The 17,080-nt window shown below is 70.2% G+C and carries 6 protein-coding genes; all 6 read left to right on the plus strand.

Annotated features, from left to right (window positions below; translation table 11 throughout):
* Positions 1 to 3 precede the first annotated feature (3 nt).
* Genes P6281_RS09800 through P6281_RS09825 form a run of 6 tightly spaced genes read left to right on the plus strand, consistent with a single transcriptional unit; the run spans position 4 to position 16,862 of the window.
* The gene (locus P6281_RS09800; RefSeq protein ID WP_014382294.1) at positions 4 to 1,323 is read left to right on the plus strand and encodes a beta-ketoacyl [acyl carrier protein] synthase domain-containing protein; all 1,320 of its coding nucleotides are present in this window, start codon (positions 4 to 6) and stop codon (positions 1,321 to 1,323) included.
* Positions 1,323 to 4,370 (plus strand): mycobactin polyketide synthase MbtD, encoded by a 3,048-nt coding sequence (gene mbtD / locus P6281_RS09805; RefSeq protein WP_324738831.1) that lies wholly within the window; start codon positions 1,323 to 1,325, stop codon positions 4,368 to 4,370. Before P6281_RS09800 ends, mbtD begins: the two co-directional genes overlap by 1 nt.
* A gap of 1 nt (position 4,371) precedes the next feature.
* Positions 4,372 to 10,947, plus strand: coding sequence for a non-ribosomal peptide synthetase (locus P6281_RS09810; RefSeq protein WP_008255566.1), 6,576 nt, complete (start codon positions 4,372 to 4,374; stop codon positions 10,945 to 10,947).
* Positions 10,944 to 15,383: an amino acid adenylation domain-containing protein gene (locus P6281_RS09815; protein ID WP_324738832.1), complete on the plus strand. Its 4,440-nt coding sequence runs from the start codon at positions 10,944 to 10,946 to the stop codon at positions 15,381 to 15,383. The genes P6281_RS09810 and P6281_RS09815 overlap by 4 nt, the downstream gene beginning before the upstream one ends.
* Positions 15,380 to 16,666 carry an NADPH-dependent L-lysine N(6)-monooxygenase MbtG gene (mbtG, locus tag P6281_RS09820; RefSeq protein ID WP_008255571.1) on the plus strand — a complete coding sequence of 429 codons (1,287 nt, stop codon included), beginning with the start codon at positions 15,380 to 15,382 and terminating at the stop codon, positions 16,664 to 16,666. The genes P6281_RS09815 and mbtG overlap by 4 nt, the downstream gene beginning before the upstream one ends.
* Positions 16,647 to 16,862, plus strand: coding sequence for an MbtH family protein (locus P6281_RS09825; RefSeq protein WP_008255573.1), 216 nt, complete (start codon positions 16,647 to 16,649; stop codon positions 16,860 to 16,862). Before mbtG ends, P6281_RS09825 begins: the two co-directional genes overlap by 20 nt.
* The last annotated feature ends 218 nt before the right edge of the window (positions 16,863 to 17,080 follow it).

The following is a 17,080-nucleotide window of genomic DNA, read 5'->3' on the forward strand; positions in this document are numbered from 1 at the left end:
CCGATGTCGAACGATGCGTATGACGCCGAGAGCGTCGACCCCGTGGTGATCGTGGGAATGGGTGTCGAGGCGCCTGGCGGCATCGAAAACGCCGAAGGTTACTGGGATCTGCTGGTGCACGGCCGGGAGGCGCTGGGACCCTTTCCCACCGACCGCGGGTGGGCCGTGCGCGAACTGCTCGCCGGCTCGCGCCGCAGCGGTTTCAAGGAGATTCACGATCGCGGTGGATTCCTCAGCGGGGCAACCACATTCGACCCGGAATTCTTCGGCATCTCGCCCCGCGAGGCCGTGGTGATGGACCCGCAGCAGCGGGTGTCGCTCCGCGTGGCCTGGCGCGCCCTGGAAAACAGCGGCATCAATCCCGACGACCTTGCCGGCCACGACGTGGGGTGCTTCGTGGGCGCCTCCGCCACGGGCTACGGGCCCGAGATGGCCAGGTTCTCCGAACACAGCGGCCATCTGCTCGCCGGGACCGCCCTCAGCGTCATCTCGGGCCGCATCGCCTACACGCTGGGATTGGCCGGCCCGGCACTGACCCTGGATTCCTCGTGCGCGTCCGCGCTGGTGGCCTTCCACGTCGCGGTGCGTTCCCTGCAGAACGACGACTGCGGCATGGCCATCGCGGGCGGGGTCAATGTGCTCGGCTCACCGGGGTTCTTCGTCGAGTTTTCCAAACAACACGCCCTCTCCGATGACGGCTACTGCCGCCCCTACAGCGCGCAGGCCAGCGGAACCGTGTGGGCCGAGGGGGCGGCGATGTTCGTGCTGCAACGCAAATCGGCCGCGGTGCGCGCCGGCCGCCGGATCCTGGCCGAGGTGCGCGCCACCGCCATCAACCAGGACGGGCGCAGCGCCGGGCTCAGCGCCCCCAGTGGCGACGCCCAGGTCCGCCTCTTCCAACGGGCCATCACCCAGGCCGGGATCAAGCCCGCCGAGGTGGGCATGATCGAGGGGCACGGCACCGGCACCCGGCTCGGCGACCGCACCGAATTGCGCTCGCTGGCACAAACCTACGGCGACACCGAGGCCGGCGCCGGGGCGCTGCTGGGGTCGGTGAAGTCCAACGTGGGCCACTCGCTGGCCGCCGCCGGCGCGCTGGGACTGGCCAAGGTGCTCGTCTCCGCCGAACACGGGGCCGTCCCGCCCACGCTGCACGCCGACAACGCAAGCCCCGAAATCGACTGGGACAAACAGGGTTTGCGGCTGGCGCAGACCCTGACACCGTGGCCCGCGACCGACGGGCAGCGCATCGCCGCGGCGTCCGCGTTCGGGATCGCCGGCACCAACGCGCATCTGATCGTCTCCGTTCCCGAGGTCGCGTGATGCTCACCCATCATCTGCCGGACGGGCGCATCCCGGTGCTGCTCAGTTCCCACGACCCGGAGCTGATCCGCCGGGACGCCGCGGCGATCCTCGATTACCTGGGCCGCATCGACTCGCCGAACGCGACCGCCGCGATCGCATCCACCCTGCTGCGGCTGCGGCGCCCCCGCCGGCACCGCGCCGTGCTGCGCGCGGCCGACGCCGCCGAGCTGGCCGCCGGGCTGGCGGCGATCGCGCGGGGCGAGGAACACGAGCTGGTCACGCACTCCGCGAAGACCACGCCGCCGCGCATCGCGTTCGTGTTCCCCGGCCAGGGAAATCAATGGCAGGCGATGGGCGCCGGCGCCTACCGGGAGCTGCCCGCCTACCGGGAGGCGGCCGACCGGTGCGCCGAAGAGTTCGTCGTCGCCGGATTCGCCTCTCCGCTGCCATATCTGGTGGGGGAGGAAGAGCGTAGCTGGTCACGTCCCGAAATTCAGGGAGCGCAGTTCACCCACGCGGTCAGCCTGGCCGAGGCATGGCGATGCTGCGGTGTGCTGCCCGATATCGCCATCGGCCACAGCCTCGGCGAGGTGGCGGCGGCCTATGTGGCGGAGGCGATCTCGCTGCCCGACGCCGTCGCCCTCGTGGTCGCCCGCGCCACCGTGGTCGGCCGGCTGACGGGCCGCTACGCGATGGCTGTGCTGGGCGCCGGCCTCGACGTCGCCGAGTCGCTGCTGGCCGAGGCGCCCGGCTGGGTGGAGGTCTCGGCGGTCAACGGCCCGTCGTCGACCGTGGTCGCCGGCGATCACGACGCGGTGGCCGCCGCGGTGCGCCTGGCGCAACGGCGCGACGTGTTCACCCATCAACTGTCCGTCGACTATCCGGGCCACACCAGTGCGCTGCGGCCATTGCGTGCCAGCCTGGCCGAGCTGACGCCGCGGTCGGCGTTCCGGGACGGGCCGGTGCGCTTCGTCGGTTCCACCCGCGGTGCCGAGTTGGGCGAAGGGACCGATTTCTCGGACTATTGGTATGAAAACCTCTGCGGCACCGTGCGCTTCGATCTTGCCGTGCAGTACGCCCGCGCCTGCGGGGCCGACACGTTCGTGGAGCTCTCGGCGCACCCCTCACTGCTCTATCCGCTGGGCGACATCGTCGGCGACGAGTCGGTTGTCGTCGGCTCGGGCCACCGCGAGCGGCCGGTCACCGAGTCGCTCTCGGCGAGTATCGCCACGGTCGCGACCGCCGACCCCGGCTGCCGGTGGGCCGATGCCGTCCCGAACGCTGATCAGCCTCCGCTGCGGGGCTTCCCGAACGCGCCGATGCGCGCGGTGCACCTCTGGGCGGCGCCGGAACGAGTGACCGAAGCGGCCTCACCGTCCGCGCCGACCGTGGCCGTCGAGGACTGGCAGCACGCCACCTCGCACACCGTTGCGACACGTCCCGACATCGGCTTCTTCGGTACGGACGCTCTCGCCCGTTCGCTCGCCGATGCCGTTGCGGCGCAAGGCGACTGCCGCGTGGTGGCACCGAACGAGGCGGAGGTCCTGGCAATCGTGGCGCCGCGTCTCGACGAGCACGACGCCACGGCCGCCATCGAGCAGATCGCCGCCCGTCCCGATGCCGGCCTACCCGACTACCCCGCGCTCATCGGGCCGCGATGCCGGGCCGTCTGGCTACTGACCGTCGGCGCCGAACAGGTCGATCGAGACGACACCAACCTCTCGCCGGCGCAGGCGGCCCTGGCGGCGATGCATCGCAGCGTCGGGTTCGAATTCCCCGACCAGGCCTTCGGACATCTCGACCTCGAGCGGGCAGATGTGGACGCCGCGACCGCGCGGGCCGTCGCCGACGCGCTCTCGGGCGAGGCGGCCGAGGTGGCGTTGCGGGGCGGCGAGCCGCCGCTGAGCCATGTTCGAAGCCACGTACGGACATTCCGCGAATGCCGCGAATCGGCGACCAGCCGGGCCCTCGACGCCGCCGCCCTGGACGACGTGGTGATCACCGGCGGCAGCGGGGCGATCGGCCTGCAGTACGCGCGGTACTGCCTCGAACGCGGGGCGCGGACCGTCACCCTGTTGAGCCGCACCGGCGTGGACCCGGCCGCGCTGCGCGAGCTCGCCGACGGCCACGGCGCCGAAGTGCGTGCCCCGCAATGCGATATCACCGACCGCGCCGCGCTGGCCTCCGTGGCCGCGACGCACGCGGGTTCGGGGGCGTCGCTGCTGATCCACACCGCGGGCATCGCGCAGGCACGCTCGCGCGCCGACCTCACCGGTGTCGATGTCGCGGCCGTGTGCGACGCCAAGGTCCGCGGTTTGGCGCTGATGGCCGAGGTTTGGCCGCTGCGGCCGGACTGCCGAATCCTCGCCTGCTCGTCGGTGTTCGGGACCTGGGGCGGCTACGGCCACGCGGCCTACGCGGCGTCCAACCGGATGCTCGATGTGCTGGCCGCCCAGCTGCGGGCCGACGGCCGCGACTGCACGGCAATCCGGTGGGGGCTGTGGCAGGGCGCCGGTGTGGTGGTCGGCAACGAGATCACCCGCACCGAACGCTCGGGCCTGGTGGCGATGGAGCCGGAGGCGGCGATCGAGGCCAGCCTGCACCGCTACGACGGCGACCCGCTGATTTTCGACGGCGACTTCGACCGGCTGCAGGTGTTCTTCGAAAGCCAGGGAATGCCAATGCCGTTCAGTGCTTCGCACAGCGGTGACGGCGGCGCAAAAGAAGACGTCGCCGTCGCGAAGCCGCTCGCCGAGGTGGTACGGGCCGAATTGGCCGCGACGCTGCATCTGGGTGATTCGCTGTCGATCGACCCGGGCACCTCCCTGATCGACCTTGGGGTGGACTCGTTGCTCGCCCTCGATTTGCGTAAGCGGCTGCGGCGGACGGTCGGGAACTCGGTTCCGGTGGCGCGCATGCTCGGCGGCATCACCGTCAACGAGCTGATCGACGCGCTGCGCGCCGACTCACCCGGTGGCCCCACGCCGCCGCCCATCGAGCGCACCGGCGCCGCCAACGGTGCGCACCACTCAACGCTCGCGATGCTCGAAAGGTTGGACTCCTAGCGTGACAGACACCACCGGCGCCGGCACCCGTCTCGACGAGGAACGCTTGGAACTGCTGCGCCGCAAGCTCGCTGAACGCGGCCTGGCCAGGCCGACGGGCGCGGCTTCCGTGGCCACCTACGACGAGCCGCGCATGTCCGCCGGCCAGCACCGGATGTGGTTCGTGCAGTCGGTCGATCCCGACAGCGCGCTGCTCAACATCTGCGTCTCCTATCGCCTCCTCGGCGCCGTGGACGCCGCTCGGCTACATCGCGCCGTCGACGCCGTCGCCGCGCGTCACCCCGTACTGCATACGACGTATGACACCGACGGTGACGGCGACCCGCGGCCCGTCGTCCGCGACGACCTACACCCCGAATGGTCCGAGCACGACCTGTCCGGACTGGCCGATCAAGCCCGCCGGTTGCGGCTGGATGTGCTGGCGCAGCGGGACTTTCGCCGTCCGTTCGACCTGAGCAAGGATTCACCCCTGCGCGTCACCGTGGCGCACCTGGGCGCCGACGAGCTGATAATGCTGATCACCGCGCATCACATCGCCTGGGACGACGGCTCGTGGGCGCCGTTTTTCGCCGACCTGACCCGTGCGTACACCGACCCGGACGGCTTTGCCGCGGCGCCGGCGCTGCCGGATCTCGCCACCGACCCGACCGCGATCCGTCAGGCCGATCTGGACTACTGGCGGCCGCTGATGGCCGATCTCCCGGAGCCACTGGAACTTCCCGGCCCCAATGGGTCGGTGGTGCCCAGCACCTGGCGCGCGCAACGCGCGACCGCGCCACTGTCGGCGGACGTCGTCGACCGGGCGGCCGCGCTGGCCCGCGAGACGGGCGCCACGCCCTACATGGTGTTGATGGCCGCGTTCGGCGCCCTGGTGCACCGCTACACGCAGTCGACGGACTTCCTGTTCGCGGCCCCGGTGCTGAACCGCGGGGTGGGAACCGAGGATGTCATCGGGTACCACGGCAACACCGTGGTGGTCCGGCTGCGGCCGCGGCCACACCAGACGTTCCGCGAACTGCTGGCCCAGACCCGGGACGGCGCGGTGGGCGCCTTCGCTCATTCGCGCGCCGACCTGGATTGGCTGGTGCGTGAGTCGAATCCGGACCGCCGGCACGGCGCGGACCGGATGACCCGGGTCAGCTTCGGACAGCGGGAGCCCGACGGCGCCGGCTTTTGCCCGCCGGGCGTGCGCTGCGAGCGCGCCGAGTTGCGCGGTCATTTCAACCAGCTGCCGCTGAGTCTGATGGTCGAGTTGAACCGCACGCCGGATGGCCTGGGCGGCGGCGTCATCGAGGCCGAGTACCTCGTCGAGGTGCTGGATCAGCAGCTGGTGCAGCAACTGCTGCGCCACTACGCCGCCCTGCTGGACAGCGTGCTGTCCGACCCCGACGTGACGCTGTCGGCGTGCGCGCTGATGAACGACGAAGACGCCGAGTGGCTGCGGTCCGTGTCGACCGGTGAAGAATTCGTCACCCCGGCCAGCACCTTGTCCGAGCTGGTCAGCCGGCGAGCGGCGCGCACGCCCGACGCCGTTGCGGTCGTCTACGAAGGGCGCGCCTACACCTACCGCGAAATCGATGAAGAGTCGAACCGCGTGGCGCACTGGCTCATCGAGCAAGGAATCGGCACCGAGGATCGCGTCGCGGTCCTGCTGGACAAGTCACCCGAACTGGTCATCACCGCGCTGGGCGTGCTCAAAGCCGGTGGCGTCTACCTTCCGGTGGATCCCACCTACCCGGAGGACCGGCTGAGTTTCATTCTCGGGGATGCGGACGCCAAACTGGTGCTGCGCGAACCGGTTTCCGGATTGGAGAGCTATCCGACCACGGCGCCCACCGCGTTGCTGCGGCCGCTGAGCCCGCAGAACACCGCGTACCTGATCTACACCTCGGGTTCGACAGGACTGCCCAAGGGCGTGCCGGTGCCCCACGCGCCCATCGCCGAGTACTTCGTCTGGTTCGGCGACGAGTACCGGATCGACGAGACCGACCGGCTGCTGCAGGTCGCGTCGCCCAGTTTCGACGTGTCGATGGGCGAAATCTTCGGCACCCTGATCATGGGTGCCCGGCTGGTGATTCCGCGCCCGGACGGACTGCGCGACATCGGCTACCTCACCGATCTTCTGGCGCGCGAAGGCATTACGTCGATGCACTTCGTGCCGTCGCTGCTGGGACTCTTCCTGTCGTTACCCGGTGTCAGCCAGTGGCGCACGTTGCGGCGGGTGCCCATCGGCGGGGAGGCCCTGCCCGGCGAGATCGCCGACAAGTTCCACGCCACCTTCGACGCGTCGCTGCACAACTTCTACGGACCGACCGAGACGGTCGTGAACTGCACCAGCTACCCGGTGGAAGGCGCCCAGGGCACGCGCATAGTGCCGATCGGCCGGCCCAAGATCAACACCCAGGTGTACCTGCTCGACAACGCGCTGCGGCCCGTCCCTGCCGGGGTGATCGGTGAGATCTACATCGCCGGAACACATGTCGCGCACGGATACCACCGCAGGCCGCAGCTGACGGCCGAGCGCTTTGTCGCCGACCCGTTCACCCCGGGCGGGCGGATGTACCGCTCCGGCGACCTGGCCCGGCGTAACGCCAATGGCGACATCGAGTTCGTCGGCCGCGCCGACGAGCAGGTGAAGATCCGCGGCTTCCGCATCGAGCTGGGCGAGATCGCCGCCGCCATCTCGGTCGACCCCAGTGTCGGGCAAGCCGTCGTCCTGGCCATGGACCTGCCGCAGTTGGGCAAGAGCCTGGTGGGATACGTGACTCCGGCCGAGGGCGCCGGCACGGAAACCGTTGACGTCGAACGCATCCGCGCCCGGGTGGCCGCCGCGCTGCCGGACTATATGACCCCTGCCGCCTACGTGGTGCTCGACGAGATCCCCATCACCGCCCATCAAAAGATCGACCGCGCCGCGCTGCCGCAACCGCAACTGGCGGCCGGCACCGAGTACCGCGACCCGACGACCCCCACCGAAATCCGGGTCGCCCAGCTGTTCTCGGGGCTGCTCGGACACGAGCGGGTGGGCGTCGACGACTCGTTCTTCGATCTGGGCGGCCACTCGCTGGTCGCCACCAAGCTGGTCACCGCGATCCGCGCGGAGTGCGGTGTGGAACTCGGCATCCGCGACGTGTTCGAGCTCGCCACCGTGGGCCTGCTGGCGGAGCGGATCGACCAGCTGAGCTCGGGCCAACTGACGCAGTCGCGCCCCAGGCTGATCGCAACCGCACACGACGAGCCGATGCCGCTGTCGGCGTCGCAGCTGCGCAGCTGGTTCGCCTACCGCCTGGACGGGCCCAGCCCGGTCAACAACATTCCCTTCGCGGCCAAGCTGACCGGTCCGTGGGACGTCGACGCGCTGATCGCCGCCGTCGGCGATGTCCTCGCGCGGCACGAAATCCTGCGCACCAGCTACGTCGAGCTGGACGGCGTGCCCTATCAGGTTGTGGGCCCGGTCGGGGTCGAGGTTCCGGTGCGCCGCGCGGAGGGCGTCGGCGAGGCGTGGCTGCAAGAGCAGCTCGACATCGAGCGGCGCCATTGCTTCGAGCTGGACTCGGAACTGCCGATCCGGGTCGCGGTGCTGCGCACCGAGAACGCGGACGAGCACGTGCTGTCGGTGGTCGTGCACCACATCGCCTCTGACCATTGGTCGGCGGGTGTGCTGTTCTCCGACGTGATGACGGCCTACCGGGCCCGACGCGGTGGCGAAGCGCCGTCCTGGGCGCCGCTGCGCGTGCAGTACGCCGACTACGCGGCATGGCAGCGCACGTTTTTGGGGGACGCCAGCGGCCAGGAGTCCGCTATCGCCGCCGAGCAGCGGGAGTACTGGACCCGCAAGCTGGCCGGGCTGCCGGAGGACACCGGGTTGCGCCCGGACTTCCCCCGCCAGCCGGTGCCCAGCGGGGAGGGCGAATCCGTCGACTTCCAGATCGACTCGGCCACCCGCGCCAAGCTCGGCGAGCTGTGCCGCGAGCTGGGCATCACCGAATTCATGCTGCTGCAAACGGCTGTGGCAGTGGTGCTGCACAAGGCCGGTGGCGGCGTGGACATTCCGTTGGGCACCCCGGTCGCCGGCCGCACCGAAGCCGAATTGGACCAACTGATCGGCTTTTTCGTCAACATCCTGGTGCTGCGCAACGACATGGACGGCAATCCGACGCTGCGCGAACTGCTGAAACGGGCCCGCGAGACGGCCCTGGCCGCCTACGCCCACCAAGACCTGCCGTTCGACCGGGTGGTCGACAGTGTCAGCCCGGTGCGCTCGCTGTCGCGCAACCCGCTGTTCCAGGTCGTCGTGCACGTCCGGGATCACCTGTCCGCCACGCGGGTCATCGAAACCGCCCCCGCGGGCGGCGATGGACGCGACACCGTGTGCACGTCGCTGGACCCCATCTTCGACATGGCCCACGCCGACCTCAGCGTCAACTTCTTCGGCACCGACGGCACCGACGACGTCGGCTACAACTGCAATGTCATCTTCCGTACCGAGCTCTACGCCAGAACGACCATCGAGCGGTTGGCGCAATGGCTGTCGCGGGCGGTCGCCGCGTTCGCCGAGGATCTCGACTTGAGCCTGCGCGACGTTGCGCTGATCGATGCGGGAGAACAGCACCGCATCCTGCAGGACTGGAGCCGCGGCGCGCCGGCACCGCACGACAGGCCGCGCACCATACCCGAGCTGCTGGAACCGAGTCGGGCGTGGGACGCGGATCGGATCGCGGTGCGCTGCGGGGACGAGCGGATCGATTACCCTGCGCTGCACCGCCGTTCGGACAACCTGGCCGCGCTGCTCGCCAAGAACGGGGCGGGGCCGGGCGCGTTGGTCGGGCTGTCGACCCGCCGCAGCATCGACCTGGTCGTGACGCTGGTGGCCATCATGAAGGCCGGCGCCGGTTACTTCCCCATCGACCCCGGTTACCCCTTGGCGCGAAAGCAATTCATGCTCGACGACGTCGCGCCGCCGGTGGTGGTCGCAACGACCGAAGCGGTGGCGACCATGCCACACGTTGCGGGAGTCGAGTTGATTTCGCTGGACGATCCCCACGTGCGCGACCTGGTGGACCGCGATGACGTCGATCCCCAGTCGCGGGATTTGCCGCGGCCCCATCCCGACGACCCGATGTATCTGGTGTTCACCTCCGGATCGACCGGCAAGCCGAAAGGCGCGGTGGGCACCCATCGTTCGATGGCCGCCCGGCTGGATTGGCAGCTGCGGCACTACCCGCCGAGGACCGAGGATGTGCGGCTGGCGCAGGCGTCGATCACCTTCCTCGAAGGCGGGATGGAGATGCTGGCCGGCCTGGCCGCCGGTGCGACCATGATCCTGGCCGACGACGACGAGCACCGCGACCCCGAGGCCCTCGGGGAGTTGATGACCCGGTATTCGGTCGCCCAGGTGACCGCCGTGCCCAGCCTGGTCTCGGCGTTGGTGGACAGCCGGCCCGACGCCGTGCGCGCGCTGTCGCGGCTGGTGTGCGGTGGCGAGCCGGTCAGCACGTCGCTGCTGCAACGGCTGGTGTCGGTGTGCGCCGACGACGGTGCGACCGAGTTGCTGAACAACATCGGTTCCACCGAGACCTCCGGCGCGGTTTCCCGCGGGCCGTTGGGCCTGCCGAATCCGCTTGTCGGAAAGCCGGTCCCGGGCGCGCAGGCCTACCTCCTCGACGACGGGCTGCGTCCGGTGCCGGTCGGCGTGGTGGGCGAGCTGTACTACGCCGGTGACCAGCTGGCGCGCGGGTACTGGAAACGGCCCGCCCTGACCGCGACGCGGTTCGTCGCCAACCCCTATGGCGGGGAGCCCGGTTCGCGCTTGTACCGCAGCGGTGACCTGGCTCGGTGGACCGAGGACGGCCAACTGGAATTCGTCGGACGCTCCGACCACCAGGTGCAGGTCCGCGGCTTCCGGGTCGAGTTGGCCGAGGTCGAGGCGGCCCTCGCGGCGGCCGACGGCGTCGCCGCCGCGGCCGCGCGCACCTGGGAGGTGCACGGCGGCACGTCGCTGGCCGGATATGTTGTGCCCCAACGGCCCATCGTCGATGACGTCGACAAGGCGGCGTTCGCGGGGGAGGTGCGCGCCGCGATCGCCACGACCCTGCCGGGCTACATGATGCCGTCGTCGCTGACCGTTCTCGACGTCCTGCCCAAGACTGAGTCCGGCAAGTTGAACCGGCCCGGGCTGCCGCTCCCGGCGGTCAGCACCGGTGGCCTGACCGAACCGGCGCGCACGGACACCGAACGGGCGCTGGCCAAGGTGTTCGCCGAACTGCTTTCGACCCCCGAAGTGGGGCGCTTCGACGACTTCTTCGCCCTCGGCGGCGACAGCATCCTGTCCGTGCAGCTGGCCTCGCGGGCGCGCGCCGTCGGCCTGGCCGTGAGCCCGCGCATGATCTTCGAGAATCCGACGGTGCAGCAGCTGGCCGCCGCCGTGGACGCTCTGGGGAACGGGCAGGCTGACACCGAGCGGGACGACCAGGCGGCCGACGTCCGTTTCGAGCCGATGAGCACCTCCGGCCTCTCGTCCACGGATCTGGCTGCGGTGACCCAACTTTGGTCGTCGTCACGTGAGGGCACGACATGACGGCCGCCGACACCGACGTCGCGCCCGACATCGAGGACGTGATGGCGCTGAGCCCCCTGCAGGAGGGCTTGTACTCGCTGACCACGCTCGCCGAGTTCGCCGACGGCGAAGCCGCGGACGACCCGTACGTGATCGGCATGGCCGCCGACATCTCCGGCGCACTCGACGTCGCGCTGCTACGCGAGTGCGCGGAGAAGATGTTGGTGCGCCACCCGAACCTACGGGCCAGCTTCTTCAGCCGCGGCATCCCGCGGCCGGTGCAGATCGTGCCCTCCCGCGTCGAGTTGCCGTGGCGATCCGTCAGCGCCGCGCGCGAGGACGTGCCGGCGCTGGAAACCGGCGAACGCCGCCGGCCCTTCGACCTGGAACACGGGCCGGCCATCCGCTTCCTGCTGATCGAATTGCCCGGCGCGCAATGGCGTTTGGTGCTCACCGCCCACCACATCGTGATCGACGGCTGGTCGATGCCGGTGTTCATCAACGAGATGATGATCCTGTACCAGGCGGGCGGGCACCTGTCGGCGCTGCCCGTGGCGCCGCGGCCGTACCGCGATTACATCGGCTGGCTGGCCAGTCGCGAGCCGGAGGCCAGCCAGCAGGTCTGGCGCCGGCACCTCGCCGGCCTGCCCGGCCCCACCCTGCTGGCCGCCGCCCTGGGCTCGGTGGAGACGACGCAGGGACGGCAGACGGCGCTGCCGCGCACCACCGAACTGCGCCTGCCGGCCGAGGCCACCGCGCGGTTGGTCGACGAGGCCCGTTCGCGTGGCATCACCGTCAACACCCTGATGCAGATGGCGTGGGCGCTGGTGTTGTCCCGTCTCACCGACACCGACGACGTGGTTTTCGGGGTCACGGTGTCCGGCAGGCCGCCCGAACTGACCGGCGTCGAGACCATGGTGGGTCTGTTCATCAACACCGTGCCCCTGCGGGTGCGGCTGGACCCGGCCGCCAGCGCCGGCGAACAATGCCGCGCCGTGCAGCGCGACGCCGCCCTGCTGCGCGAGCACAGCTATCTCGGGCACGCCCAATTGCGTGCCCTCGGCGGGGTCGGGGAGATGTTCGACACCCTGCTGGTCTACGAGAACTTCCCGATGAACGGGCTGTCCTCCAGTGGCGAATTGACCGCCGGCGGTGCGACCTTCCGGCCATCCGCCCTGCAAACCCTGTCGCATTTCCCGATCGCCGTCGCCGCCCACATGGATGCCGGCGAGCTGGTGGTGCTGATCGAAGTGATCGACGGCGCGCTGGGCGCCATTCCCGCGGCCACGTTCGGTCGTCGGGTGCTGTCCACCGCCGAGCGGCTGCTGCGGGACTGGGCGCGGCCGCTGCGCGAGATCAGCGTCCTCTTCGACGACGAGGTTGCCCCGCTGCGTGCCGCCGGGGCGCCCGCCGCGACGTCACCGCGGAGCATTCACGCGCGGTTCGCCGACGTCGTGGCCAGCGCGGCCGACAGCCCGGCGGTCAGCTGGGCGGGTGGCACGCTGAGCTATCGCGAGCTGGATGACCGGTCCACCCGGCTGGCCGCCCAGCTCGTCCGCAAGGGCGTCGCGCCCGAAACACCGGTCGCCATAAGCCTTTTCCGCGATCCGCAGTACGTCGTCGCGATACTCGCGGTGCTCAAGGCCGGCGGCATGTGCGTGCCGCTGGTGCCGGGGATGCCCCCGGAGCGGGTCACCTCGATCCTGCGCCAATCCGGCGCGTCGATCGTCCTGGACGACGAGCTGACCGCACAGCTCCTCGAGGCCGGCCGGCCGCACGACGAATTCACGCCGGTCGACGTCGCGCCCGAACGGGCCGCGTATGTCGTGTTCACCTCGGGCACGACGGGAGAACCCAAGGGCGTCATCGGAACCCATGGCGCGGTGGGGGCGTACGCCGATGACCATCTGGACCGCGTGCTGCGGCCCGCGGCCGCAAGACTGGGCAGACCGCTGCGCATCGCCCACGCTTGGTCGTTCGCCTTCGACGCCGCCTGGCAGCCGTTGGTCGCCCTGCTCGACGGCCATGGCGTGCATGTGGTCGACGAGCAGACCCAGACCGATGCCGAGGCGCTGGTCGCGCTGATCGCCGAGCACGGCATCGACATGATCGACACCACCCCGTCGATGTTCGCCCAGCTGCAGGCGTTCGGCCTGCTGACCGACGTGCCGTTGACGGTGTTGGCGCTCGGGGGAGAGGCGCTCGGCAGCGCCGCCTGGGACCGAATCCGCGAGGCGTGCAACGCCACGTCGATGACGGCGTACAACTGCTACGGGCCGACCGAGACCACGGTCGAGGCGGTGGTCGCCGCGATCGCCGAGCACGACGAGCCCTGCATCGGCCGACCGACCCGGCACACCCGCGGATACGTGCTGGATTCCGGGCTGCGCCCGGTGCCGTGCGGCGCGACGGGCGAACTGTACCTGGGCGGCGCCCAGCTGGCTCGCGGCTACATCGGCCGCGCGGGGGAGACCGCGGCGCGCTTTGTCGCCGACCCCTTCGCGCCCGCGCAGCGGATGTACCGCACGGGCGACCTGGTGCGCCGATTGCCCGACGGCACAGTGCAATACATCGGTCGCGCCGACGCCCAGGTGAAGATCCGTGGCCACCGCGTCGAGCCCGGGGAGATCGCCGCCGCCCTCGAATCGCATCCCGCCGTCCGGCACGCCGGCGTGCTGGTACATCAGCACCGGGGAGCCCCGCGGCTGACCGCGTACGTGGCGACCACCGATACCGCGGGGGCCAAGCCGACGGCCACCGAACTGCGGGCCATGCTCGGCACCCGGTTGCCGCGCTACATGGTGCCGCAGCGCATCGTTTTGGTCGACGAAATCCCGTTGACCCCCAACGGGAAACTGGACGAATCCGCGTTGGCCGCCGCCGACGTCGCCGAATCAGCCGGCGGCGCGGCAACACCCGAGACCGCCACGGAATCCGCGCTGGCCGACCTGCTCGCCGAACTGCTCGGGCACCCGAGCGTCGACGTCACCGCGGACTTTTTGCAGCTGGGACTGGACAGCATCATGGCGTTGTCGGTGGTGCAGGCGGCCCGGGCGCGCGGAATGGCGCTGCGCGCCCGACTCATCCTCGACTGCACCAACATCCGCGAACTGGCCGAAGCGATCGACTCGGAAACCACTGCCGCGGCCCAGCAGGTGGACGAGGCAAGCGGGCCAATGCCGTTGCTGCCCAACGGCCGATGGCTCTACGAGCACGGCGACCCGCGCCGGCTCGCCCAGACCGAGGCCATCCGGCTGCCCGAGACGCTGCGCCGCGAACAGCTGGACGCCGCGCTGGCAAGCATCATCAACGGCCACGAGGTGCTGCGCACCCGGGTCGACCGCTCCACGATGACCTTGGTTCCGGTGCCCGACGCCGACGTCCTGGGGGCACTCGAAGAAGTTGAGGTGGACGCAGAGCTGGCCGCGGCGGTGCCGGCCCACGTCGCCCGGGCCGTCGACCGGTTGGACCCCGAACGGGGAACGCTGCTGGCCGCGGTGTGGCTCCGGCCCCCGGCCGGCGAGAGCGTGCTGTTGCTGGCCGCGCACGTCGTGGCGCTGGACCCGGCGTCGTGGCGGGTGATCCTCGGTGAACTCGGTGCCGCCCTGACTGCGGCGGCGACCGGTCACTCACCGGCCCCCGTACGGGAACACACCAGCTATCGGCGCTGGGCCGAGGCGCTCACCGCGCGGGCGCACGGCCTGGACACCACGCCGTACTGGGCGTCGGAGTTGGACGGCGACGACCCCGACCTCGGCGCCCGGCGGCTCGACCCTGACCGCGATCGGGCCCGCGATCTGATCGTCCGCAACGTCGCGACCGACGCCGACCTCACTCGCCGGCTGCTGAATTCGGGTCTGGCGTTGCCCACGCTGTTGGTCGCCGCCACCGCGGCGACGGTGACCAGCTGGCGCCGGCTACGCGGTCAGGCGACCCCGCCTCCGCTGCTGGCGCTCGAAACCCATGGCCGCGCGGACACTTTGGTCGACGGGCCCGGCGCGCACACCATCGACACCGGCGACACGGTCGGCCTGCTCAGCTCCATCTACCCGGTGCGGCTGGACTCCGACGACCCGCACAAGGTGGCGGAGAAGTTGGCCTCGATCCCCGGCGATGGCCTCGACTTCGGGTTGCTGCGCTACCTGCGGGACGACACCGCCGCGCGGCTCGCCGGCTTCCCGCCGCCGCAACTGCTGCTGAATTACCTTGGCGCCGCCCACACCGACGGCGGCACCGGGCTGACGCTCGAGCGCGAGCTGCTCGCCGGGGTGTCGCCCGTGCCCGAGCCCGAGCTGGCGGTGCGCCACGAGCTCACCATCGCGGCGATGGTGCTGACATACGGCGGGGAGCGGGTGCTGGCGGCCCAGTGGCGCGCGCTGCCCGACATTCTCACGGACGCGGACATCACCGCGCTGCAAGGACTTTGGATCGATTCACTGCGGGAGGTGGTGAAATGAGCACACTGGCGATCGTGGGCGCCGGCGCCAAGGCGGTGGCCGTCGCCGCCAAGGCGTCGGTATTGCGCGACATGGGCGTCGAGGTTCCGGACGTGGTCGCCGTGGAACGCATCGGCGTCGCGGCGAACTGGCAGGCCAGCGGCGGCTGGACGGACGGTGCGCACCGGCTGGGCACCAGCCCGGAAAAAGACGTCGGCTTTCCCTACCGCTCGGCGCTGGTGCCGCGCCGCAACGCCGAGCTGGACGAGCGGATGACCCGCTACAGCTGGCAGTCCTACCTGATCGCCACGGCGTCGTTCGCCGAGTGGATCGACCGCGGCAGGCCGGCGCCGCCGCATCGGCGGTGGAGCCAGTATCTGAGCTGGGTCGCCGACCACGTGGGCATGAATGTGGTGCACGGCGAGGTCGAACGGCTGGCCGTCACCGGGGACCGCTGGGCGATCCACACCCATGAGACCACCGTGCACGCCGACGCGTTGATGATCACCGGGCCCGGCCAGGCCGAAAAATCGTTGCTTCCGGGCAATCCGCGCGTGCTCTCGATCGCCCAGTTCTGGGACCGCGCCGCCAATCACGACCGGATCAGCGCGGAGCGGGTCGCGGTGATCGGCGGCGGTGAGACGGCCGCCGCGATGCTCAATGAGCTGTTCCGGCACCGGGTCTCGAGCATCACCGTCATCTCCCCGCAGGCGACGCTGTTCACGCGCGGCGAGGGGTATTTCGAGAACTCGCTGTTCTCCGATCCGACCAACTGGCCGGCCCTCACCCTGGCCGAACGTCGAGATGCCTTGGCCCGCACGGACCGGGGCGTGTTTTCGTCGAACGTGCAGGAGGCGTTGCTGGCCGATGACCGCATCCACCACCTGCGGGGCCGCGTCGCCCACGCGGTGGGCAGGCAGGGGCAGATCCGGCTGACGTTGTCCACCAACCGAGGAAGCGAGAACCTCGAGACGGTCCACGGGTTTGATCTCGTCATCGACGGCTCCGGCGCCGACTCGCTGTGGTTCGCACCGTTGTTCAGCCAGGACGCGCTTGATCTGCTCGAACTCGGTCTGGGTGGGCCCCTGACTTCGGAGCGGCTGCAGGAGGCGATAGGTTATGACCTGTCCGTCACAGACGTCACCCCTAAGTTGTTCCTGCCCAACCTGTCCGGACTCACCCAGGGCCCCGGATTCCCGAACCTGAGCTGCCTGGGGCTGCTATCCGATCGGGTGTTGGGTTCCACCGTCAGCCCGTCCGCGTATCCCCTGAGAAGGAGACATGATGAGCGCCAACCCCTTTGACGACGACAACGCCACCTTCGTGGTGCTCGCCAATGACGAGAACCAGCACAGCCTCTGGCCGACCTTCGCCGACACGCCGTCCGGCTGGCGGGTGGTCTTCGGTGAAGCAAGCCGCGCGGACTGCCTGGAGTACGTGGAGCAGAACTGGTCAGATATCCGCCCCAAGAGCCTGATTGAGGCGCTCGCGGGGGAGTAAAGGCCCACCGCGGGGTCCTTGCACTATGCAGGCAGGGACGATTTCCCAGCCGCTACACGCCTGCGGTACAAGGCTATTCGGGGTATGTCCCGCGTCGCCGCCGTAGCGTCGCCGTAACGTGACCAAGTTGAGACGCAAATTCCGGAGTCACAGGGCACACTTACACCATCTTCAACCATGAAGACGTGTGACCGTGTGCGGCGATCCCCAAGATTTCC

Origin of the sequence: Mycobacterium sp. 5-140-3-2, from assembly GCF_035666375.1 — a bacterium.
GTDB lineage: Bacteria > Actinomycetota > Actinomycetes > Mycobacteriales > Mycobacteriaceae > Mycobacterium > Mycobacterium intracellulare.